Origin of the sequence: Limosilactobacillus equigenerosi DSM 18793 = JCM 14505 (assembly GCF_001311375.1) — a bacterium.
GTDB lineage: Bacteria > Bacillota > Bacilli > Lactobacillales > Lactobacillaceae > Limosilactobacillus > Limosilactobacillus equigenerosi.
Genome location: NZ_BBAS01000004.1, coordinates 84,514 through 108,837 on the forward strand (window position 1 = coordinate 84,514; position 24,324 = coordinate 108,837).

Consider the following 24,324-nt stretch of genomic DNA (forward strand, 5'->3'; position numbering starts at 1 on the left):
GTCTGCCAACTGGTAGGCGTTTTTTAGTTGATGAAATTCTGTTATGATAGTAAGTGATTATAATTAGAACTAATTCGCTGAAAATACGCGTAATACGTAGTAAAATTTTAGCTTAATCAGAAAGTAGGAATTTAATATGACTTCAGTTGTTTTTATGGGGACACCGGATTTTGCGGTGCCAATTTTACAAGCTTTAATCGATCATCCGGATTATGATGTGCAAGCCGTGGTGACGCAACCAGATCGCCCAGTGGGACGGAAACGGGTACTCACCCCGACACCGGTGAAATCCTGCGCGCAAGCAGCCGGAATTCCGGTTTACCAACCAGCTAAGATTAATCACAGTCCAGAAATGGCGGCCTTGATTGACTTAGCCCCTGACTTAATGATTACGGCTGCCTTTGGCCAATTCTTGCCAACGGCATTATTAGATGCAGCCAAAATTGCGGCCATTAATGTTCATGGTTCCTTATTACCTAAATACCGGGGGGGGCGCCAATTCAATATGCGGTGATGAATGGGGATGCCGAAACCGGGGTCACCATCATGTACATGGTGAAGCAAATGGATGCCGGTGATATTATCTCGCAAGTCAAGGTGCCAATTACCTCCCAAGATGATAGTGGAACGATGTTTGACAAGTTGAGTCTGGCGGGGCGGGACTTATTAATGACGACGTTGCCGGACTTAATTGCCGGTCAAGTGAACCCGATTGCTCAAAATGAAGCCGAAGTGGTATTTTCACCGAACATTACGCGGGCCCAAGAACGCCTTGATTACACCTGGACAGCCCGAGAAATTGATAATCATGTGCGGGGATTGCGCCCAGCCCCAATTGGGAATTTGATTTTAGATGGGTTAGTGACCAAGATTTATGATGTCACAGTGCTAGATGAAACAACGGACTTACAACCAGGGCAAGTTGTACGCGTCGAAAAGCATGCCCTCGTATTGGCAGCCGGCCAAGGAACGGTGTACCAAATTAATCAATTAAAGCCAGCTGGGAAGGGATTAATGGATATTACGGCGTACTTAAACGGGCACCAAAACTTACAACCTGGTTTCCAAGCGATTACGGATGGAGCTGATCATGAGTAAGGCCCGCGAAGTTGCATTAACGACCTTAGAAAAGGTGTTAAAACAAGGTGCGTATTCGAACTTGCAGTTAAACCAAACGTTGACGAAGACTTCCTTATCAGATGCTGATAAGCGCCTGGTTACGAATTTGGTTTATGGGGTACTTCAACATAAACTCACGTTGGAATATTGGTTAACGCCCTTTATTGCCCAGAAAAAAAAGTCACGCCGTGGGTGAAGACTTTGCTGCTAATGACGTTATACCAATATCAATATTTGGCCCGCGTGCCGGACTTTGCGGCAACGAATGAAGCAATTGAAATTGCGAAGCGTCGTGGTAATCCAGGCATTCGCAAGTTTGTTACAGGGGTGTTGCATGCCATTTTGCGGCAAGGGGTCCAAGATATTGCAGCGATTCAAGATCCGGTACAACGATTAAGTATTCAAGCCAGCTTACCAACGTGGTTAATTGAAGATTTACTGGCGGCTTATGGCGAAGCAACGACAACGGCGATTTGTGCCACGATTAATGAACCAGCCCATCAAAGTTTACGGGTGAATACGGCCGTGACGACAGTGGCAGCGGTGGTGGCCGAATTAACGGCGGCGGGCTTAGAAGTTACGCCAAGTCCTATCGTCCGAATGCGTTAATTTTAACGCGCGGGAATGTGGCTACGACGGTGGCCTTTCAAGCCGGCCGAATTACGATTCAAGATGAAAGTGCTATGTTAGCGGTTGATAGTATGCCGCTTAAGCCAACGGACCAAGTCTTAGATGCTTGTGCCGCGCCTGGCGGTAAAACCGTGCAAATTGCTGAATGTGTTCCGGATGGTCAGGTGACGGCGTTAGATATTCATGCCCATAAGATTAAGTTAATTGAACGAAATGCCACGCGGATGCAGGTAGCTGATCGGGTGACGGCGCAACAATTAGATGCGCGTCAGGTTAACGAAGTTTTCGCTGATGGACAATTTGATCAAATTTTAGTTGACGCCCCATGTAGTGGCTTTGGCTTATTACGCCGGAAACCTGAAATTCGGTATGATAAAACCCGGGCGGATAGTGAGCGACTGCATGAAATTCAAACGGCAATTTTGGATCAAGTGGCCGCCAAGGTGAAACCTGGTGGTTATTTAACATATAGTACGTGTACGATTTTGCCAACTGAAAATGATGCGACCGTGCAAGCCTTTTTAGCGCAACATCCGGAATTTGAACTAGTGCCAACCACGACGACCCAGGCGGTGAAAGCTGAACGCGAAACGGCCACCTTAACAATTTTACCGAATGAATTTAATTCTGACGGGTTCTTTATTAGTACGATGCGCAAACGGGGATAGGGAGTGACAATGATGCAAAGTGCCTTACAGTCAAATATTGGCAATCAGCGAGATGATAACCAGGATCGGCTGGCCTGTGTGACCGCTGAGAATGGTTTACAACTGGCGGTGTTAGCAGATGGGGTTGGTGGCCGGCATGGTGGCGAACGGGCCGCCGAAATTGCGGTCGCGATTTTGAGTACCGCATTTAAATTAGCCACCATTTCCACGTCCGCAGCCGCCAAGGAGTGGTTGATTCACCAAACGACGGTGGCTAATGATGCGATTGTTCGCGATGGGCAAAGTGAAAATCTATTTGGAATGGGGTCGACGGTTGTCGCCGTGATTATCTTCCCAACGCAATTGGTCATTGGCCACGTCGGTGATAGTCGTGCCTACGCGTTTGATGCGGGTGAATTAACTCAATTAACGGAAGATCACACGTTAGTGAATGAATTGATTAAGCAAGGACAACTAAATCCTAAGCAAGCCCGTAAAGTACCGTATCAAAATGTGATTACCCGAGCGTTAGGACTGGGGGAACGCTTGCAACTAGAGGTTAATCAGGTTGAACGCACCCCTACGTTGGAGTTGTTAATTTGTTCAGATGGTCTTTACAAAGAAGCAACCACGAAGCAAATGCAACGGATTTTACAACTTAAACGCGCGGATGGCGAACAAAAAGTAACGCGGTTAATCGAGTTGGCATTAAAACATGGGGGCAGTGACAATATTTCGGTGATGTTAATGCAACCAACAAAGGCGGTGAAGTAAATGGAACCAGGTTCACAAATTGCGCACCGTTATCAAATTATTCGGTTGTTAGGTGAAGGTGGGATGGCCTCAGTTTACTTAGCCCGTGATTTACAAACGGGCCAGGATGTGTCCGTGAAATTGTTACGGGTGGAATTAGAAAATGATGCGGCCAGTAAAAAAAACGCTTTAAACATGATGCGCGCCGGGCAATTGACCTCCAAAATGAGCATATTGTAAAACTCTTAGACGCTGGTGAGGCAGATTCACAACCCTTTATTGTGATGGAATACGTGCCAGGCATGGACTTAAAGCACTTTTTGAAACTTAATCATCCATTGCCAATTGCCACGGCGGTTCAATTAATGCAACAAATCGTCGAAGGGATGGTAGTTGCCCACCAACATGGCGTTATTCATCGGGATTTGAAACCGCAAAATATCTTAGTCGGGGCTGATAATCAAATTAAGATTACTGATTTTGGCATTGCCACGGCCTTAGGGCAAAATGAATTGACCCAAACGAACTCGTTAGTCGGCTCGATTCATTACTTGTCACCAGAACAAGGCCGGGGTGGGTTAGCCACGCCACAATCAGATGTCTATGCGCTGGGAATTATTTTGTTTGAACTTTTAACGGGGCAAGTGCCGTTTCAAGGTGAGAATACCATTGCGATTGCGATGAAACATTTTCAAACGCCGATGCCGTCCATGCGGGATTGGCGACCGGAAATTCCGCAAGCATTGGATAACGTTGTCCAAAAAGCGACTGCTAAGCAACCGCAAGATCGGTATCAAGACGCTAGTGAAATGGCAACTGATTTGGCAACGGTGCTGAATAAAAAGCGCGCTCGCGAACCCAAGTTTGCTGTGGCTACGGAATGCGATGATATGACCCGTCCGCTCGATGTGGAGCAAATTCGGCAAGCAACGGATCAATTAAGAACCCAGATTAAAGCGACGCGCCCGCTTGACGCGACCATCCCTCCAGCTTCAGTTCGTTCCAAGCGCCGGAAATGGCCATGGTTAGTTGGGGTGAGCTTACTGGGACTAGGTTTACTTGGTGGTGGTGGTTATTGGTACTTTAACCAACCAGTTCAAGTGCCTGATGTTACGGGTGAGTCATTAGAAAGTGCGCGCCAAAGTTTAGCGAGTCGCCGTTTAAAGGTGGGCGATGTGCACCAGCGGTATAGTAAGCAAATTGCGGCGGGGGAAGTGATGGCGATTGATGGTCCGCTGCAACGTCACCGCGGCCAAAGTATTGATTTGACCGTTAGTCGTGGCGTTAAAAGTTATCAAATCGGTTATTATACTGGTGAACGTTACCGGAATGTGGCTGACAGTTTACGGAAAAAGGGTTTGTAGTGCATCAAGAAACGCAATATTCAGCGGATTATGACCGGGGAATGATTATTAAACAAAGTTTGCCGGTTGGTGAAGTGGCTCATCCTGGTAGTGATACGATTACGTTAACGGTAAGCGCCGGTAAAGATGAAGTTAAATTACCAAACTTTAAAAATCAAAGTGTTAATCAAGTGCTGAGCTTTGCTAATCAACATGGTTTGCCATTAACAATCATGACAACGCATAGTGATACCGTGGCTAATAATCATGTTGTGAGCCAGCAAGTTAAGGCGGGCCATTCGTTAACGCGGGGAGATAGTTTGGTGGTTACGATTGCCAGTGAAAACGACGCTGAAAAAACCACCAATGTTCAATTAACGATTCCATATGATAAACGTCATCGCGAAAATCAGGTCCAAATTTACGTCCGGGATATGAATCATAATTATCGGACACCATATCAAACGCTGACCATTACAAGTGATCAAACGGTTACGTTGCCATTGAAATTAAAAAATAATTCAACTGGTTCGTATCGGGTGGTTCGTGATGGTCGAACAATTTTAAGTGCGAATAACATTAATTAAAGGAGAACAACGTTTGCAAACGGGAATTATTCAACAATCATTAAGTGGGTTTTATGATATTTTGGTCGATGGCCAAATTGTGCGGACCCGCGCACGGGGAAACTTCAGAAAGCGGGGGATTAAGCCGGTAGTTGGGGACCGTGTGGAATTTGAAGATGGCTACTTATTAAAAGTCTTGCCGCGGGATAATCAATTAGTCCGCCCGATGGTTGCTAATATTGATACGGCCGTCGTGGTCACCGCGGTGAAAGAGCCTAATTTTGCGGCGAATTTATTGGATCGCCAACTAGTTGCGCTCGAAAGCCAAGGGATTAAACCAATTCTTTTCTTTTCGAAGACCGATTTATTAACGGATGCCGAAGCTGACCAGCTAGCCCCGACAATTGCGGGGTATGAACAAATTGGTTACGATGTCGTTTATGACCGCCAAGACCCATTTAAGGCCACCAATTTGGAACGGTTGTTAACATTATTGGCGGGACAAACTGTCACGATGATGGGCCAAACCGGGGCAGGGAAGTCGACGCTATTGAACCATTTAGCCCCGGAATTAGAATTAGCCACGGGGGAAATCTCGCAGGCGTTACAACGGGGGAAACATACCACGCGTAAAATCAGTTTGCTACAAGTTGGGGAAGCACTGATTGCCGATACACCTGGTTTTTCTTCTTATGAAGACTTTAAAATGACGGTTCAAGAGTTGCCACAATACTTCCCAGAAATGTTGGCGTTAGCTCCGAACTGTAAGTTCCGGGGGTGTTTACACTTACAAGAACCAGGTTGTGCGGTGAAACCCGCCGTGGAAAGTGGTATAATTATGGCTAGTCGGTATGAGAACTATCAACAGTTCCATACTTTGATTCAAAATCAAAAACCGCGATACTAAAGGAGATTTAAATTATGATTAAAGTTGCTCCATCAGTTTTAGCAGCTGATTACGTAAACTTACAAAAAGATATTGAAATGGCTGAACAAGCCGGGGCGGAATACTTACACATTGACGTGATGGATGGTCATTTTGTGCCAAGTATTTCATACGGTCCCGACTTTGTGAAGGCAATGCGCCCAGTAACGAAGATGGTGCTTGATGTGCACTTGATGGTCCAAGACCCAGAACACTTAATTCCAAACTTCTTGGAAGCTGGTTCTGAAATTATTGGGATTCAAGTTGAAGCTACGAAGCACATCCACCGGGCCTTACAAATGATTAAGAATGGTGGGGCTAAGGCGGAAGTTGTCTTAAACCCAGGTACGCCAGTGGAAATGATTAAGCCAGTCCTTCACATGGTTGACCAAGTCCTCGTAATGACGGTTAACCCTGGTTTTGGGGGCCAAAAGTTCTTACCAGAAACGGTCGCTAAGATTAAGGAACTTGACACGATTAAGAAGGAAAACGGCTACGACTTCGATATTGAAATCGATGGTGGAATTAACAACGAAACGGTTGTGCCATGTTACGAAGCCGGGGCAACGGTCGCCGTGGCTGGTTCTTACGTTTACGGTGCAGAAGATCCAGCTAGTCGGATCCAAGCAATTAAAGACGCTACTAAGTAGGTCTTGATACGTAGGTCGCGAGCCACGCATTAAGGAAGTCGTGGCCTAACGTAGACAAGCCGTTAGCACTAGCAACGCTAGGGGTGACGGTCTTGGCATAGTTAGGCATTAGGCTTCCGCGTGGCGAGCGAAGTTACAAAGTTGCCGTCGAAGATAGCAACAATTTATTTAGAGGGGCTGAAGAGGAACTTACCTTTTCAGCCTTTTCACTAATTAGGACTGGGGTGAAATCATGACGGTTGTTAACATCATGGTCGGCGGACCAGAAGATTTAATTCCATATGACCAACTAAATCATTATCCTGGGGTGTGGCTCGGCGTTGACCTCGGGGCGACGCGCTTATTGAATCACGGGATTGTCCCAGTGGTAGCCTTAGGCGATTTCGATTCGTCGACCAATGCGCAGTTTGATGCCGTCGTTGCTCAAGTGGCGGATGTCCGAACTTGCTCACCGATTAAGGACGAAACGGATACGCAACTGGCGTTGACGATTGCGTTACAAGAATATAATGCGACTCAAATTAATTTATTTGGCGCCACCGGGGGGCGGTTGGATCAATTATTAGCTAATCTTTATAGTGTTTTGCGTGACCCATATCGCTTGGCGTTGCCGAAGTTACGGTTAATTGATACGCAAAATGTCGTGACGTGGTTTGAACCTGGGACGTATCAAGTTGAGCAATTACCAACCATGCAATACTTAGCTTTTGTGGGAATTACAGGGGTGGACAATTTAACGATTCAAGATGCCAAGTACAACTTAGCGCCGTTTTCGAGTGCAATGCCGATTTCGTGGTCAAGTAATGAATTTGTGGGTCAACCGGTCACTTTTTCCTTTACCACGGGGATTGTAATGGTAATCCAAAGCCACGATTAATGTGTCAAGTAAATTTCCTTGAAAGAAAGTATTGCATTCAATGCGTACGTGTGATAAATTAATTGAGTGAGTTAAAGCGCATTAGTTTGCGCACTGATTTAAATTTGATGAGGAGAGGAGGGTCCCAACCATGGCAAAGGATTTTATTACTGGTAAGCATACTTCATTCGGTAACAAGCGTTCACACGCCCTTAACTCAAGTCGTCGGAGCTGGAAGCCAAACTTGCAAAAGGCTACGATTTTAGTTGATGGTAAGCCTAAGAAGGTTTACGTTTCAGCACGTACTTTGAAGTCTGGTAAAGTTACCCGAGTTCACTAAGAATTAAAAAAGCAGTTCGTGTTCGCGGACTGCTTTTTTTTAGTGCCATAGGACCGTGAGCGGTAGGGAAATAGTTTCTTGAAGTCCGTGAATATGGTAAGATGAATTGAAACAATTAATATGGACAAAGGAGCGTTAAGCATGTCAATTAAGATTAAGAACAACTCGGGAATGATTGATATTTCCAATGATGTAATCGCTACGGTTGTCGGTGGCGCGGCGACGGATATGTACGGAGTGGTCGGTATGGCCAGTCGTAAGCAAGTCCGGGACAGCTTTAACCAAATCTTAGGACGCGATAGTTACCAAAAAGGGGTCGTAATTAAGCAACAAGGTGATGCAATTACGGTTGAAGTAAGTATTATCGTTAGCTACGGAACCAAGGTTTCCGAAGTTTCAAAGAGTGTCCAAAAACAAGTTAAGTATAGTTTACAATCAATGCTCGGGATCGAAGCGGACGCGGTCAATGTAATTGTCCAAGGGGTTCGCGTTGTTGGTGAGTAACTGAGCGGGAGGAAAAGGATTTTGTCAGTAACTGAAATTACGAAGCTGGAATTTGATCAAATGGTGCAAGCCGCCGCGGTCAAATTAAATCAAAAGGCGGAATTTATTAACTCATTGAATGTCTTTCCAGTTCCAGATGGTGATACGGGAACGAACATGAGTATGTCAATGGCGAGCGGGGCGAAGTACGAAGCTGAAGTTGAAAGTGACGCGGTGAGCGATTTGTCGGCGGCCTTAGCCAAGGGACTCTTAATGGGAGCCCGGGGGAACTCTGGGGTGATTTTATCCCAAATTTTCCGGGGCTTTGCAAAAGGGTCTGAAGGGGTCAACACATACGATGCCAAGCGGTTTGTTGATGCATATGCAAATGGGGCCCAAACGGCTTACAAGTCGGTGATGAAGCCAACGGAAGGGACGATCTTAACGGTGGTTCGGGAATCCGCCCAAGCTGGTTTAGACCTAGTTAAGGCCGGTGAAACGGATTTAGTAGTCATCATGGAAAAGATTGTCGATGCGGCTGATGCTGCCTTAGCCAAGACGCCGGACTTATTACCAGTCTTAAAAGAAGTTGGCGTGGTTGATTCCGGTGGGCAAGGGTTAGTCTTTGTCTTACACGCCTTTTACGAAGCCTTAACGGGGCAAGTCTTAGAAGAAGATGCGAAGCTTGATCTCGCCCAAATGGACGAAATGATCAATGCCGAACACCATCAAAGTGCCCAAGGTAAGCTGGATCCGGCTGACATTAAGTACGGTTACTGTACGGAAATTATGGTCCGGATTGGCCGGGGAAACAGTGTCACGCAAGCCTTTGATTACGATACGTTCTACAACCATTTGGCAGAATTAGGGGACAGTTTATTAGTCATTAACGATGATGAAATCGTCAAAGTGCACGTCCACACGGAACACCCGGACCAAGTCTTAAACTGGGGGCTCCAATTTGGGGACTTACGGAAGACGAAGGTTGACAACATGCGTTGGCAACAAGAATCGATCATGGATCAAGACGAACCAGTTGCTGAACCTAGTGATCAACAGCCGTCGACACGGCGGTGATTGCTGTTTCTTCTGGGGACGGAATTTCCGCCTTGTTCAAGGACCTCGGGGTAACGACGATTATTTCGGGTGGTCAAACGATGAACCCAAGTATTCAAGATATTGCGGATGCAATTGCTCAAGCGAATGCTAAGCAAGCCTTAATCTTACCAAACAACGGGAACATCATTATGGCGGCCGAACAAGCGGCTGAAGTATCAGAAATTCCAGTCAAAGTCGTCCACACCAAGACGATTGCCCAAGGAATGAGCGCAATGCTTGAATTCAACCCCGATGCTGAGTTAGCGGATAATCAAAGTGCCATGGAAGGTAACATTGCCTTAGTTAAGAGTGGGGAAGTAACCCATGCCGTGCGGGACACGACGATTGATGGTCGTGAAATCAAGAATGGCGACTACATGGGGATTGTTGACGGGAAGATTATCGTCACGGATCCGGATGTAGCAACTGCTGCCATTAAGATGGTGATTGAAATGTTGGATGAAGACAGTGAAATTGTGACCATCTTAACAGGCCAAGATAGTTCTGAAACCGTCGTAGAACAAATTACTGCTGCGGTGGAAGCAATTGATGATGAAGTTGAAGTTCAAGTATATGCGGGTGGCCAACCAGTTTACCCATACTTGATTTCGGTTGAATAATGATGCGAAAAGCTCGAGGAAGTCGTTCTAGCGATAACCTCGAGTTTTTTGCCAGGGGGAGAAAATCGATGCCAAGTTTACAAGACCCAGTCACGGCGGTCCGCGGGGTTGGACCCAAGTTGGCGGAGCAATTAGCGACGCTCGAAATCGAAACCGTCGAAGATTTACTAACTTATTTTCCAGCCCGCTATGATGAAATGACGCCGACCAATGTACAATTCGCAAAGGATAAACAAAAATTAGCGGTCAAAGGAACGGTGATGTCAGAACCAATCATCTCCCGGTATGGGTATCGGCGCTCGCGGGTGGCCTTTCGGTTGTTAACCGGGATGGATGTGGTCCAAGTGACGTTTTTTAATCAACCCTACTTAGCTAAAAATATCACGGCGAATATGGATGTAATCGTGACCGGGACGTGGGATGCGCCCCGACAAACGATTAAGGGCACCAAAGTCATTACCAAAGACCTTGATCAACAAAGTGGGATGGGTGCGGTTTACTCCGTGAATAAGCATATTAAGCAAGCTACGTTGCAAAAAACAATCCGCCAAGCGTTTACCCAATATGAACGGTTTATTCCGACTTTGTTGCCAGTAAAATTGCGCCAAGATTACCAATTGATGGAACGCCGGGAAATGATTGCGCAATTGCATTTTCCAACGGACCGCGAATTAGCGCAGGCGGCCCGGCGCACAGCTGCCTATGAGGAATTCTTTTTATTTGAACTGCGGATGTTAGCATTACGGCAAGCCAATCGGGAAGCTGATGGGTTATCGATTCAATATCACAATGATGAAGTGCGAGCGTTTATTAAAACAATTCCGTTTGAGTTAACCAACGCCCAAAAGCGGGTCGTCAATGAAATTTGTCGGGATTTAAAAGCCCCATATCAAATGAATCGACTCTTGCAAGGGGATGTTGGGTCGGGTAAAACGATTGTGGCGGCGATTGCAATCTATGCAGCGATTACGGCCGGCTATCAAGTGGCGTTAATGGCGCCAACGGAAATTCTAGCCACGCAACATGCCCAAAAGTTAGCTAAAGTCTTTGCTGAGACCCCAGTCAATGTCGGCTTGCTAACCGGTGGGGTTAAACCTAAAGCGGCTGAACAATTACGCGCGCAGATTGCGGCTGGTCAAATTAATTTAATTGTCGGGACCCATGCTTTAATTCAAGATAAGGTGGAATATGCTAATTTAGGGTTGGCCATTATCGATGAACAACACCGGTTCGGGGTGAAACAACGCCAAACCTTGCGGGAAAAGGGAAATCATCCCGATGTGTTAGCAATGACGGCGACCCCAATTCCGCGGACGATTGCGATTACTACCTACGGCGAAATGGACGTTTCCATTATCGATGAATTACCAGCAGGGCGCCAACCGATTCAAACCCAGTGGTTGCAAGCTAAACAACTTGAGACGGCCGTGCGCTTTTTAAAGGAACAACTGGCGACCGGCGCGCAAGTTATATTGTTAGTCCATTGATTGAAGAAAGCGAAAGTTGGATGTTCAAAATGCGACGGCGTTGGCCGAAGAATACGCTGAAATTTTTGCGCCAACGTATCAAGTCGGCCTCTTACATGGGCGGATGACGAATGATGAAAAAGCGGCGGTCATGGACCAGTTCCAAGCTGGGGATATTCAAGTCTTAGTTTCAACGACCGTCATTGAAGTCGGGGTTGATAATCCGAATGCGACCGTCATGATGATTTATAATGCTGACCGCTTTGGGTTAGCTCAGTTACACCAACTCCGGGGCCGGGTTGGCCGGGGGCAACGGCAAAGTTACTGTCTCTTGCTTGCTGATCCGAAAACAGATGACGGGAAAGCGCGGATGGAAACGATGGTGGCGACGACGGATGGCTTTGTGGTCGCCCAGCGGGACTTAGAATTACGGGGTTCCGGAGACGTCTTGGGGAAACGCCAATCGGGGATGCCGGCCTTTAAAGTGGGGGATCCAGTGGCTGATTTAAAGATGCTTCAAATTGCCCGCCGGGATGCCAGTGAATTACTGGCTAATCCCGCTTGGGAAAATACGGACGAATATCAACCGTTAGCGTTATATTTACATCGGCACCAGTTAGCCACGCATTTTGATTAGCTAGTTGGGTTTCAGGTTAAAATGTGGTACGATTTGAAAGTAAATTAAACGAAAAAAAGGATTATAACGTTATGAAAATTGCTGTTGATGCCATGGGAGGCGATTTTGCCCCTCAAGTAGTGGTTGAAGGGGTGGAACAAGCCCGTGACTTATACCCCGAGTTAGAATTTGATTTGTATGGCTTGGCGGACCAAGTGACGCCTTTAATCAAGGATCAAACGCGGATTAAGGTCATTAATACGACCGAAATGATTGAAATGGGGGAAGAACCCGTGCGGGCGATTCGGAAGAAAAAGGATTCTTCGATTGTCCGAGCAGCGACAGCCGTGCGTGAAGGTCAAGCCGATGCCTTCTTTTCAGCTGGAAACACCGGCGCAATTTTAGCGGCGGGGTTGTTAATCGTAGGGCGCGTCAAAGGAATTGACCGGCCAGGATTAACGAGTATCTTACCAATTGCTAATCCTGATCATCCGGGCCAACGGTTTGTTTACCTTGATTCGGGGGCAAATGCCGAAAGTAAGGAAAAGAATGTCTTACAATTTGCTCAATTGGGACGATTTTACTCCGAACGGGTGTTAGGAGTTGAAAATCCACGCGTAGCTTTATTAAATAATGGAGCTGAAAGCGATAAGGGTGATACGTTCCATAAAAATGTGCATGCTCAATTAGCTGCTGACCCGGATGTTAACTTCGTCGGGAACGTTGAAGGGGGCGACTTATTGCTGGGCAAGGCCGATGTGATTGTCAGTGATGGTTGGACGGCCAACGTTGCTTTAAAGGCCACTGAAGGTACGGCTAAGTTGATGATTAAGTTAATCAAGGCCGGGGTGAAGAAAGGTGGCTTACGGGCCTTGTTAGGGGCCTGGTTGTTGAAGCCAATGCTCGTTGACATTAAGAACCTAATGAATGCCTCAACGTATGGTGGGGCCGTCTTATTAGGACTGAAGGCACCAGTAGTCAAAACGCATGGGTCCGCTGATCCAGATGCAATCCGGAATACGATTGGTCAAATCAAGCAAATGCTCGATTCTAAAGTGATTGATGAAACGGTTGAATACTTTAGTCCGACCCCAGAAAAGGTGGACAACCTTACTGAAAACGATTAAAATACTAGGTAGACTTTGATTAAGAAGGGAATAATAAACCAATGGAACGTTCAGAAGTCTTTAAGCAAATTTCCGCCATTGTCGCTGATCACTTTGCAATTGATCGCGCTAAGATTACGGATGATTTAAATTTACGGACGGATTTAAACGCCGATTCAATTGATTTTGTTGAATTCGTGTTAGAAGTTGAAGATACATTTGGTGCAACGATTGACGACGAAGATGCTGAACAACTCAGCACAATTGGTGAAGTGGTCGATTACATTATGGCCCATCAATAATAAAACAACGGGGCTGGGCAATTTTACCCAGCTTTCTTTTTTTACATAGCAAGCAGGCTTAGGCCTGTGATATGGAATCGTGTCCGAATAGGATTCTATATCACAGGGTTAATCATGAAAGGATAATTATGATTACAGAATTAAGTGACTATTTAGCACAAGAATTTGATTTACATTTTAAGAATTTAGATTTATTAGCCGAAGCGTTTACCCAAGCTTCGTATGTAAATGAACATCCGCACGAAAATTTACGGTATTACGAACGGATTGAATTCCTTGGGGATGCGGTGTTGCAATTACTAGTATCGGAATATATTTACCGGCGTTACCCTGAATTACCACAAGGGAAGTTAACGCGATTACGGGCAGCTATGGTGCAAGAAAAGAGTTTTGCTGCCTTTGCCCGCGAATGTCACTTTGACCAATACATTCGCTTGGGAAAAGGGGAAGAAATGGCTGGGGCTCGCAACCGGGATAGCTTATTATGTGATATTTTTGAATCTTTCATTGGCGCGTTGTACTTAGACCAAGGCCGCGAAGCAGTTGAAAAGTTCATTCGGCGGGTCATTTTCCCCAAGTTAGATTTAGGGTGGTTTGACCACGCGGTTGACAGTAAGTCGGCCCTGCAAGAATTCTTGCAACGCGATGGCGATGTTAATATTGAATATGACTTGATTGCCGAAACGGGCAGTGAAAATGCGCCGGAATTTACCGTGGCCTTAATGGTTGATGGGCAACCAATTTGTCAAGGAACCGGTTCATCGAAAAAAACATGCTGAAATGGCGGCAGCGCAAGCAGCTCTGGAACAATTCCGGGCCGATCAACAATAGGTAACCGCAATGCGATTATTAACCTTAGAAATGGAAGGGTTCAAATCCTTCGCACAAAAAAACGAAGATTGACTTCCAAGCCGGGATGAATGGGATCATCGGTCCTAATGGGAGTGGGAAGAGTAATATTATCGAGGCGATTCGTTGGGTGATGGGAGAACAATCCGCCAAAACCTTGCGGGGAGATAAAATGGCGGATGTCATTTTCAACGGCTCGACGGAGCGGGCGCCATTAAACCGGGCGCAAGTGAAGATGACGCTCGATAATAGTGATCACTATTTACCAAGTGAATATACCGAAATTACGGTGACCCGCCGGTTGTACCGGAACGGGGACAGTGAATACTTGATTAATGATCAAGCCGTGCGCTTGAAAGATATCGTTGAATTATTCATTGATTCTGGGGTTGGTCGTGAATCATTTTCGGTGATTTCCCAAGGGCAAGTGGCCGCCATTTTTAATGGGAAACCAACTGACCGGCGGAGTGTGATTGAAAATGTGGCTGGGGTCACGAAGTATAAGCAAAACAAGCAAGCCGCTGAAAAGAAGTTGGCGACGACCAATGATAATTTGAACCGGGTCAACGATATTATTAGTGAAATTCAAGGGCGCTTGGAACCGTTAGCGGAACAAAGTGCGTTAGCTAAGGACTATTTAGCCCAAAAGTCACGGTTGGACTTATTAGATCGAACGGCAACAGTGAACGCGATTACTGAGCAACGACAAGCGTTAGTTGCGACCCAGGACCAAATTGCTGACACACAAACGTTGGCCGATCAGTATGAAACCGCGGCCAAGCAAGCCCAACAAACGTTGCAAAAATTGCAACGCGATGTTCAAACGGTCACGCAACAAAAGGATGACCACCAACATCAAGTGGTTTTATTAACGGAAACGATTGCGAAGTTGAATGGTGAACAATCGCTCGCTACGGTCCGCCAAGAACAATTTGCGGCCGAAGAAGAACGATTGACGAAGGAAATTGCCACCGTCACGGAGCAACAAACTCAATTAGCCCAAACGCAAGCGGCCTTAACGAATGATTTAACCACCGCCCAACAAGCGGTCACGCAATCTAAGACGGATTTAGCTGACTTGCAAAAATTAAGTGTGGCTCAACGGCGGGATAAATTAGTTGCCCAACGTGAAACTTGGCGGGATGAATTAGTTGATCAAATGCAAGCGTTAACGGCGGCGCAAAATCAACATCAATATTTAACGAAAAATCAAGCTCGTGAAGCCGCCGCGGCGACGCAAGCTGATCAAGAAAGTGCTAACTTAACGCAACAATTGACGGAATTAACAACGGCGGTTGACCAACAAGCTCAAGTTGTTGCGACGACTAAGCAAGTGGTTCGTGAATTAACGGATCAATATCAAGCCGAACAAGCGCATCAGCGTCAGTTGCAAAGCGATTATGAACAAGTTACGCAACAATGGTATCAAGCGTTAGGGGAAGCTAAATCGGCGCAAAATCGGATTCAAAGTTTCCAAGCGATGGCAGCTGATTATACTGGGTACTATCAAGGGGTTCAAGCCGTGCTTCGGCAACGCCAATTATTTACGGGCTTGTTAGGGGCCGTGAGTGAATTGATTACGGTACCAACGGCGTATACGACCGCCTTAGAAACAGTCTTGGGCAGTCAATTGCAACAACTAGTGGTGCAAACGCAAGCGACAGGGAAGCAAATCATTAATTACTTGATTAAGCAACGGGCCGGCCGCGTGACGATTTTACCAATGGATAGTTTGCGCCTGGCTCGGGAACCGCGGACGTTAGCGGCAGTCGCTGAAATGGACGGATATGTCGGCTGGGCACCCAATTTGATTCAGTTTGACGAACAAATCGCCGGGGTGGTGAAACATTTATTAGCCAATACTGTCCTTGCTGATAATTTAGAGCATGCGACTGCGATTGCGCGCGCTGGGCAACACCAACTCCGCGTAGTTACCTTGATGGTCAATTAATTAACGCCAGCGGGGCGATGACTGGGGGGGCTAATCGGAACCAACGGACTGGTTTGTTGCAGCAAAAAGAACAGCTTAATCGGTTAATGGCGGCGCAACAACAAGTCCAACAGCAAGCACAGGCCTTAGAAACAAAGGTTCAACGCTTGCAAACGGCCCGGGAACAAAATCAAACGAGTCTCAATGACTTGCAAGGACAATTACAAACTGCCCAAGCGGAGGCGCAAGCGGCGCAAACGAAGCATCAAGTGATGGTGACCGAATTGAATGGGCTCAAGAGTCAATTGGACGCGTTAACCTATACGCTTGATCAACAAGGGGTCCAAGCAGCTGATTACCAACGGCAATTAGCGACGGCGGCCCAAGCGATGACAACGGCCCAACAACAAGTTGATGACTTACAAGCTAAATTAGCACAAGTCGAAACGCAAATTACGGCGCTGTCAACGAATGCGGATGATCAAGCGAGTCAAGTGCAAACCTTAATGCAAACGTTAGCGGTCCAAGAAGAACGGGTACGCCACACGAAGCAACAATTAACGCAGTTAACGAGTCAACAAACGCAACTGGCAGACCGGTTAGGGGCCCTAAATGAGCAAGTGGCCCAATTAAAACAACAAGCCCAACACCAAGTTGATCATCATGCTTCCAATGCCGATGGTTTGGCGACGGCGAAGGCAAGCTTAGCGCAACACCAAGCGGCCTTGGATGAGTTAAATGCGCAAGCGGTAACGTTAAATGATCAGTTAGCGCGCCAAGCGACTGATAACGAACGGCGGGAAAGTTTGAGTCGGGCTGCGCTTGATGAATTAGCGAACCATAAAGCCACGTATGCGAAGTTACAAACGCAAATTGATCAGGGCTTAAATAAGCTGAGTGAGCAATATCATATGACGTTTACGGACGCCCAACAAAACTTGAGTGACTTACCAGCGGATGAATTAGCCCGGCAAATTAAGCTCTTGAAGCTCGGAATTGCTGAATTAGGTGAAGTGAATACGGCCTCAATTGCGGAATATGAAGACGTGAAAACGCGGTATGATTTCCTGCATGGGCAACAAGTTGACTTAATGACGGCCCGCGAACAGTTGATGACCACGATGGCCGAAATGGATGCGGAAGTGTCAGATCGGTTTATGGCCATGTTCAAAGAAGTTTCGATTGCCTTTACGGAAACCTTTAAGCAAATTTTTGCTGGTGGAACGGCGAAGTTAGTGTTAAACGACCCGAGTGATCCATTAACCACTGGGGTGGACATTATTGCGCAACCACCGGGCAAGCGGAATCAAAACTTATCTCTGCTCTCAGGGGGGAACAAGCCTTGACAGCCATTACCTTGCTGTTTGCCATTATCAAAGTGCGGCCAGTTCCATTTGCAATTCTGGATGAACCAGAAGCGGCCCTTGATGCGGTGAATGTTGATCGATTTGCTAATTATCTAGGCACGTTTGGTCCTGATGGTCCGCAATTCATCGTGATTACGCACCGCAAAGGGACGATGATGAATGCCAATATCTTGTATGGGGTTACGATGCAAGAATCCGGTGTTTCGCGGATGGTCGCCATTGATATTGATGAAACGTTAGGTGCCCCGGCGGCAGAATAGGAGAAGCTCATGGATTATTTGATATTTTTAAACGCAAAGCGAAAAAAAGAAACTGAAGCCACGCAACCGGATGCCACACCGACGGTCGAACAAGCAACGCCAGCGGCAGCCGAACCAGCGTCAACTGCTCCGGAAACAGTGGTAACTGATGAAGAACAAGCAACCCCGGTAACGGAAGGATGAACACCGTAGTGACGGACGCAACCGCTGCTGAGGCGGAACCAATTGCCACGCCGGCGGATGCTGATAGTGAAGAACCGGCTGCAGTTGAAGCCTCAGTTTCAGCAGCCGCCGAAGCTAATGATGAAGCCCCCGCTGAAGAAGTTGATGTAGCTGCAACGGAAGAGCCAACGCCAGCGGCAGTTGATAATCCAGCACCAGCAGCGGAAGTTGAATCAGTTTCAGCCGAATCAGCACCGACTGCGGTGGAACCAACTGTAACAACAACTGCTGACGAAGATGACGAAGGTGATGAAGCTGATGAAGCGTCAGTTGAAACGAAGTACGAACACGGCCTTGCCAAATCGCGAAGTGGGTTTGGGGAACGCTTGAACCGTTTCTTAGCGCGGTTCCGTTCCGTTGATGAAGACTTCTTTGACGATCTCGAAGAATTAATGATTGAATCCGATGTTGGTTACGAAATGGCGGTGAAGTTAAGTGATAGCTTACGGGACGAAGTAAAACTACAAAACGCTAAGTCCAGCCAAGAAGTTTCCAATGTCATCATTGAAAAGATGGTTGAGTTGTACGAAGCCGCGGGTGAAAATGAACAAGTCGCCTTAGCTACCGCACCAACGGGTCCAACGGTAATTATGTTTGTTGGGGTTAACGGGGCCGGGAAGACGACGACGATTGGGAAGTTAGCAGCCCGTTACAAGCAGGCCGGTAAGAAAGTCTTATTAGCGGCTGGGGATACGTTCCGGGCCGGAGCCGCGGAACAATTAGACGTTTGGGCCAAACGGGACGGCGTTGACATCGTGACGGGACCCGAAAACGGTGATCCAGCGGCGGTCGTGTTTGACGCGGTCAAGCAAGCCAAAGCGGACAACTACGACATTTTGTTAGTTGATACCGCCGGCCGGCTGCAAAACAAGGTCAATTTGATGAACGAATTGGCCAAGATGAAGCGCATTTTAACGCGTGAAATTCCGGATGCACCGCATGAAGTCTTATTAGTGTTGGATGCAACGACGGGGCAAAATGCGTTAAACCAAGCCAAAATCTTTAATGATAGTACTGACGTGACTGGGATTGTCTTAACGAAATTAGACGGTACGGCCCGTGGGGGGATTGTGTTAGCAATTCGCAATGAATTACACATCCCCGTTAAGTTAGTTGGGCTTGGGGAACAAGTGAGTGACTTAGCCGACTTTGATGCGAGTGACTTTGTTTACGGGTTGTTTAAAGGGCTCGTGAAAGTCGATTAAAAACGGGAGGATGGAGCAATGGAACTCGAGAAGAATGAACGGGTGAATGCGTTATTCGCGTTTTACCAACCATTATTAACGACGAAGCAAAATGATTATTTGCAATTGTATTATGCCGATGATTTTTCCTTGGGTGAAATTGCTGAAGAATTCGCCGTTTCGCGCCAAGCCGTCTACGATAACATTCGCCGGACGGAAAAAAATTTTGGAAGAGTACGAAGATAAATTACATTTGTTGAAAAACTATACGTTACGTAATCAACAAACGGATGCCATTCAAGCGTATGTCCAAGCTAAGTATCCAGCTGATGAACAGCTACAACAATTAGTGGCTGGGTTGGAAAACTTAGAAGAAGAATAGCAATGACCAAATTGAGGCTCTCACAAGAGAGCCTCAATTTTTTTTATTAATTTCACTGCATTTTCTGGCTTAAATTAGTGTATAATGAAACCATTATCATGAATTTTTAATTAATGAAGGAGGCATTCCAATGCCAAAGAAGTTACGAGTTGGAATTTTAGGGGCCACGGGAATGGTTGGCCAACGTTTTATTGAATTATTAGCTGATCACCCTTGGTTTGAAGTGGTCTTAGTAGCGGCTAGTGCACGGAATAAAGGGAAGACGTACCAAGAAGCTGTGGACGGTCGGTGGAAGATGGACACCGAAATTCCAGCCGCGGTGACCCAAATGGAACTTTATGCCGTGGAAGACGTGGATGAAATTGCCAGTCAAGTTGACTTTGTTTTCTGTGCTGTTAACATGCCTAAAGATGAAATTAAGGCGATTGAAGAAGCGTACGCTAAGGCCGAAACACCGGTGGTTTCTAACAACAGTGCCCACCGCTGGACGCCGGACGTGCCAATGGTGGTGCCAGAAATTAATCCAGATCACTACGACGTCATTAAGTATCAACGGGAACGCTTAGGCACGAAGCATGGGTTTATTGCGGTGAAGCCAAATTGTTCCATTCAAAGCTACACCCCAGCGTTAACTGCTTGGCGGCAATTTGAACCAACTGAAGTGGTGGTATCAACGTACCAAGCAATTTCGGGAGCTGGGAAGAACTTTGCTGAATGGCCGGAAATGGTTGGCAATATTATTCCTTACATTGGCGGGGAAGAAGCTAAGTCCGAAAAGGAACCCCTCCAAGTTTGGGGCCATGTTGATGATGACCAAAAGGTAATTGTGAATGCGACGGATGTGAAGATTACGAGTCAATGTATCCGGGTGCCCGTTTTATATGGTCACACGGCCTCGGTTTTTGTGAACTTTAAGCAACACCCAACCAAGGAACAATTGATTCAGGCCTTAGAAGATTATGCTGGTTATCCGCAAGCCGTTGGGTTACCAAGTGCCCCTAAGCAATTTATTCAATACTTAACGGACGATGATCGGCCACAAGTCCAACAAGATGTAAACTTCGAACACGGGATGGGAATTTCGATTGGTCGGTTACGTGAAGATAGCATTTTTGATTGGAAATTCGTCGGCTTATCTCACAACACTTTGCGCGGTGCCGCGGGTGGTGGGGTTTTAAGTGCTGAAGCCTTATATGAAAAGGGATATTTAAAGGCGAAAGCTGATTTAGATCTCTAATGAATTAAGGAACGCTATTAACTAGCGCTCCTTTTTAATTTGGTGGTTGAATATGGTAAAATAAACCTTAGCACTTTAGAACACAGAGGAGATTATTATGGCATTTGAAGGACTAACCGAACGACTTCAAAAAACGATGGAAAAATTACGGCGGAAGCCAAAGTGACGGATGCTGATTTACGTGAAACGATGCGCGAAATTCGGCTGGCATTATTAGAAGCCGACGTTAACTTTAAAGTGGTGAAGGACTTTGTGAAGACGGTCCAAGCCAAAGCAACTGGGGCCGAAGTTTTAAAAGGCTTAAATCCCGCCCAACAAATCGTCAAGATTGTTAATGAAGAATTAACTAATATGATGGGGGAAACGGCGGCGCCTTTAAATAAAGCTCCGCATATTCCAACCGTCATCATGATGGTGGGGCTGCAAGGGGCCGGGAAGACGACCACGGCCGGGAAGTTAGCCTTAAAGCTGAAAGAAGAAGACCAGGCGCGGCCGATGTTTATTGCGGCCGACGTTTACCGGCCAGCTGCCATTACCCAATTACAACAAGTGGCGGATTCGATTGACGTGCCCGTCTTTGAAATGGGGACGGATGTGGATCCCGTTGAAATTGTGCGCCAAGGGATGACGCAAGCAGCGATTCAAAAGAACGATTACGTTATCATTGATACGGCCGGGCGGTTACAAATTGATGAAGCCTTAATGGATGAATTAGTTAAGATTAAGGAATTAACGCATCCTAACGAAATCTTACTCGTGGTCGACGCGATGACCGGGCAAAATGCGGTTAACACGGCGGAAGGATTCGACGACCAACTTGATATCACGGGGGTTGTTTTAACCAAGCTCGATGGTGATACCCGGGGTGGGGCCGCCATGTCAATCCGGGCCGTAACCGGAAAACCAATTAAGTTCGTTGGGGAAGGGGAAAAGATGGAAAACTTAGATGTTTTCTATCCGGACCGGATGGCTTCTCGGATTCTAGGGATGGGGGACATGTTAACCCTGATTGAAAAGGCCCAAAAGAATTTTGACGAAGAACAAGCCGCTGAAACGATGCGGAAGATGCAAGAAAATTCCTTTGATTACAATGACTTCTTGGATCAAATTGACCAAATGACGAAGATGGGACCACTCGAAGATCTCTTAAAGATGATGCCGGGGATGGCGAACAATCCGGCCTTAAAGAATTTATCGATTGATCCAAAGCAATTCTTGCATATTAAGGCAATTATCCAATCCATGACGGAAGCCGAACGGACGAACCCGGACTTAATGAACCCAAGTCGGAAGAAGCGGTTAGCCGCTGGTTCTGGGCGCCCAATCGTGGAAGTTAACCGGATGGTCAAGCAATTTGATCAAATGCGGAAGATGATGAATCAAATTACGAACGGTAACTTTGCGGGGATGCAAAATATGATGGGTGGCCTTGGTAATATGCCAGGGATGCCAGGTGGTAAGCTCGGGAAGATGGCGATGAACCAAATGGCCCGGCGAATGAAGAAGAACAAGAAAAAGCGGTTGAAGAAGCGGAAATAAACCGGCTGGGAAAATAAATTTAGCCTGTCAAGAAAAAAACCTTTACAACCCCTGATTATCTTGGTATAGTTAATATTGTTAAAAAATCAATAGGAGGAAATTGCTATGTCAACGAAGATTCGTTTAAAGCGCATGGGTTCCAAGAAGCGTCCATTCTACCGGATCGTGGTTGCTGACTCACGTGCTCCACGTGATGGTCGGTTCATCGAATCATTAGGTACTTACAACCCATTGACGACGCCAAAGACTGTTAACTTTGACGAAGAAGCTGTAATGGCTTGGTTACAAAAGGGTGCGCAACCTTCAGACACGGTTCGTAACTTGTTACAACAAGGCGGCGTGATGAAGAAGTTCCACGAAGCTAAGTACACTAAGTAAGACGACCAATTAGATTTGCGGTTGATCATGATCGAAGCCACTAATTTAGTCGGATTTGATTGCAGCTGCGCAATCGTAAATTAACGCGTCTTAAAGAAGGCTCCCACAATCGCTGGTTGTGGGAGTTTTTTTTATAGCAATTCTAAAATGAGGTTACACTATGAATTTATATAAAGTTGGAAAGATTGTGAATACGCATGGGGTGCGGGGCGAAGTGAAAGTCATTGTAACGACTGATTTTGCGGACGAACGCTTCCAACCGGGCCAAACCTTGTATATCGAACAAGCTAATCAAGCCCCCTTAGCCGTGGAAGTTGCCCAAGCCCGGCCACACAAGGGAACGATGCTTGTTAAGTTTGTTGGTTATGACAATATTAATGATGTTCAATTTTTCCGGGATGCGAAATTATCCGTTGCCGAAGACCAACAAGGTGAATTGGAAGACGGTCAATATTATTACCACCAAATTATTGGTTTAACCGTTGTGGATGAAGACGGTCAAACGCTCGGAAAGATTAAGGAAATTTTAGCACCGGGCGCCAACGACGTTTGGGTGGTCCAACGACCAGGGCAACGGGATTTATTATTACCGGTGATTGATGACGTTGTTAAAACGGTTGATTTGGAGGCCGGCACGGTAACGGTGGAATTATTGGAGGGCTTAGATTAATGCGAATTGATATTTTAAGTTTATTTCCGAACATGTTTGCGCCAATGCAAGAATCAATCGTCGGGAACGCCCAAGCTGATGGGTTAGTCGATGTTCATGTGACGGATTTTCGGCAGTTTACCACGGACAAGCATAATCACGTTGATGACGCACCATTTGGGGGCGGGGCCGGAATGTTATTGCAAGCCCAACCGATCTTTGATGCGATGGATCACATTGAACAAGAAATTGCTGGTCAAGTGCCAAAAGGGCGGGTGATTTTACTGGATCCTGCGGGTCGGAAGTTTGATCAAGACTATGCCATGGAATTAGCCCAAGAAGAACACTTAACGTTTATTTGTGGCCACTATGAAGGTTATGATGAACGGATTCGGGAATTAGTGACCGATGAAGCATCCTTAGGGGATTATGTCTTGACTGGGGGCGAATTAGCCGCCATGGTCATGGTTGATGCCACGGTCCGCTTTGTGCCCGGAATTTTAGGGAACCATGAATCGGCCAGTGGGGATTCATTCTCGAACGGGTTATTAGAATATCCTCAATATACGCGACCAGCTGATTTCCGGGGAATGAAAGTCCCTGAAGTCTTAACGAGCGGGAATCACCAAAAGATTGCGGAATGGCGGATGAAAGAATCATTACGGCGGACGTTGTTGCGCCGGCCGGACTTATTAGAAACGGCGCCATTAACGCGTGAGCAACAAATCATGTTGCAAGATTTAAAACTAGAATATGAAAACCCAGATTTAGCAGATTAGCCTTGTCAAAGGGTTAAGCTTTATGGTA

General features: G+C 46.4%; 17 protein-coding genes and 8 pseudogenes. All 25 read left to right on the forward strand.

Annotation, left to right across the window (positions count from 1 at the left end):
- The first annotated feature begins 136 nt into the window (after nt 1-136).
- Nucleotides 137-1,098 (forward strand): annotated as a pseudogene (gene fmt / locus JCM14505_RS03305) (methionyl-tRNA formyltransferase).
- Nucleotides 1,091-2,417, forward strand: a pseudogene (rsmB, locus tag JCM14505_RS03310) (16S rRNA (cytosine(967)-C(5))-methyltransferase RsmB). The pseudogenes fmt and rsmB overlap by 8 nt, the downstream one beginning before the upstream one ends.
- A 9-nt stretch (nt 2,418-2,426) precedes the next feature.
- Nucleotides 2,427-3,170, forward strand: a complete 744-nt coding sequence (locus JCM14505_RS03315; RefSeq protein WP_082405604.1) for a Stp1/IreP family PP2C-type Ser/Thr phosphatase — start codon at nt 2,427-2,429, stop codon at nt 3,168-3,170.
- Nucleotides 3,171-3,389, forward strand: coding sequence for a hypothetical protein (locus tag JCM14505_RS03320; protein ID WP_054652917.1), 219 nt, complete (start codon nt 3,171-3,173; stop codon nt 3,387-3,389).
- Nucleotides 3,383-4,513: a protein kinase domain-containing protein gene (locus JCM14505_RS03325; protein ID WP_263848940.1), complete on the forward strand. Its 1,131-nt coding sequence runs from the start codon at nt 3,383-3,385 to the stop codon at nt 4,511-4,513. The genes JCM14505_RS03320 and JCM14505_RS03325 overlap by 7 nt, the downstream gene beginning before the upstream one ends.
- Nucleotides 4,513-5,079 carry a PASTA domain-containing protein gene (locus tag JCM14505_RS03330; protein ID WP_054652921.1) on the forward strand — a complete coding sequence of 189 codons (567 nt, stop codon included), beginning with the start codon at nt 4,513-4,515 and terminating at the stop codon, nt 5,077-5,079. The genes JCM14505_RS03325 and JCM14505_RS03330 overlap by 1 nt, the downstream gene beginning before the upstream one ends.
- A 13-nt stretch (nt 5,080-5,092) precedes the next feature.
- On the forward strand, nt 5,093-5,965 hold the full coding sequence (gene rsgA / locus JCM14505_RS03335) for a ribosome small subunit-dependent GTPase A (protein WP_054652923.1): 873 nt from the start codon (nt 5,093-5,095) through the stop codon (nt 5,963-5,965).
- Nucleotides 5,966-5,979: 14 nt separating this feature from the next.
- The gene (rpe, locus tag JCM14505_RS03340) at nt 5,980-6,633 is read left to right on the forward strand and encodes a ribulose-phosphate 3-epimerase (RefSeq protein ID WP_054652925.1); all 654 of its coding nucleotides are present in this window, start codon (nt 5,980-5,982) and stop codon (nt 6,631-6,633) included.
- 232 nt (nt 6,634-6,865) lie between these two features.
- Nucleotides 6,866-7,510, forward strand: a complete 645-nt coding sequence (locus JCM14505_RS03345) for a thiamine diphosphokinase (protein WP_054652927.1) — start codon at nt 6,866-6,868, stop codon at nt 7,508-7,510.
- A 130-nt stretch (nt 7,511-7,640) separates the two neighbouring features.
- Nucleotides 7,641-7,829 carry a 50S ribosomal protein L28 gene (gene rpmB, locus JCM14505_RS03350; protein WP_054652929.1) on the forward strand — a complete coding sequence of 63 codons (189 nt, stop codon included), beginning with the start codon at nt 7,641-7,643 and terminating at the stop codon, nt 7,827-7,829.
- 141 nt (nt 7,830-7,970) lie between these two features.
- Nucleotides 7,971-8,333, forward strand: coding sequence for an Asp23/Gls24 family envelope stress response protein (locus JCM14505_RS03355; RefSeq protein ID WP_054652931.1), 363 nt, complete (start codon nt 7,971-7,973; stop codon nt 8,331-8,333).
- Between the two features lie 21 nt (nt 8,334-8,354).
- Nucleotides 8,355-10,030: pseudogene (locus JCM14505_RS03360) on the forward strand (DAK2 domain-containing protein).
- Between the two features lie 68 nt (nt 10,031-10,098).
- Nucleotides 10,099-12,133 (forward strand): annotated as a pseudogene (gene recG, locus JCM14505_RS03365) (ATP-dependent DNA helicase RecG).
- Between the two features lie 71 nt (nt 12,134-12,204).
- Complete coding sequence (gene plsX, locus JCM14505_RS03370) at nt 12,205-13,239, forward strand: phosphate acyltransferase PlsX (RefSeq protein ID WP_054652933.1); 1,035 nt, start codon at nt 12,205-12,207, stop codon at nt 13,237-13,239.
- 41 nt (nt 13,240-13,280) lie between these two features.
- Nucleotides 13,281-13,520, forward strand: a complete 240-nt coding sequence (gene acpP, locus JCM14505_RS03375; protein ID WP_054652935.1) for an acyl carrier protein — start codon at nt 13,281-13,283, stop codon at nt 13,518-13,520.
- A 128-nt stretch (nt 13,521-13,648) separates the two neighbouring features.
- Nucleotides 13,649-14,351 (forward strand): annotated as a pseudogene (gene rnc, locus JCM14505_RS03380) (ribonuclease III).
- Nucleotides 14,352-14,360: 9 nt separating this feature from the next.
- Nucleotides 14,361-17,926 (forward strand): annotated as a pseudogene (gene smc / locus JCM14505_RS10530) (chromosome segregation protein SMC).
- A gap of 9 nt (nt 17,927-17,935) precedes the next feature.
- Nucleotides 17,936-18,109, forward strand: coding sequence for a hypothetical protein (locus JCM14505_RS08925; protein ID WP_156249821.1), 174 nt, complete (start codon nt 17,936-17,938; stop codon nt 18,107-18,109).
- Nucleotides 18,106-19,353, forward strand: a complete 1,248-nt coding sequence (ftsY, locus tag JCM14505_RS03390; protein WP_054652937.1) for a signal recognition particle-docking protein FtsY — start codon at nt 18,106-18,108, stop codon at nt 19,351-19,353. The genes JCM14505_RS08925 and ftsY overlap by 4 nt, the downstream gene beginning before the upstream one ends.
- An 18-nt stretch (nt 19,354-19,371) precedes the next feature.
- A pseudogene (locus JCM14505_RS03395) lies at nt 19,372-19,714 on the forward strand (putative DNA-binding protein).
- 130 nt (nt 19,715-19,844) lie between these two features.
- Nucleotides 19,845-20,951 carry an aspartate-semialdehyde dehydrogenase gene (gene asd / locus JCM14505_RS03400; RefSeq protein WP_054652940.1) on the forward strand — a complete coding sequence of 369 codons (1,107 nt, stop codon included), beginning with the start codon at nt 19,845-19,847 and terminating at the stop codon, nt 20,949-20,951.
- A 97-nt stretch (nt 20,952-21,048) separates the two neighbouring features.
- Nucleotides 21,049-22,490, forward strand: a pseudogene (ffh, locus tag JCM14505_RS03405) (signal recognition particle protein).
- A 105-nt stretch (nt 22,491-22,595) separates the two neighbouring features.
- A complete protein-coding gene (gene rpsP, locus JCM14505_RS03410) occupies nt 22,596-22,868 on the forward strand; it encodes a 30S ribosomal protein S16 (RefSeq protein ID WP_054652942.1) in 273 nt (90 codons plus the stop codon).
- Nucleotides 22,869-23,028: 160 nt separating this feature from the next.
- Nucleotides 23,029-23,538 (forward strand): ribosome maturation factor RimM, encoded by a 510-nt coding sequence (gene rimM / locus JCM14505_RS03415; RefSeq protein WP_054652944.1) that lies wholly within the window; start codon nt 23,029-23,031, stop codon nt 23,536-23,538.
- The gene (trmD, locus tag JCM14505_RS03420; protein WP_054652946.1) at nt 23,538-24,296 is read left to right on the forward strand and encodes a tRNA (guanosine(37)-N1)-methyltransferase TrmD; all 759 of its coding nucleotides are present in this window, start codon (nt 23,538-23,540) and stop codon (nt 24,294-24,296) included. The genes rimM and trmD overlap by 1 nt, the downstream gene beginning before the upstream one ends.
- Nucleotides 24,297-24,324 lie beyond the last annotated feature (28 nt).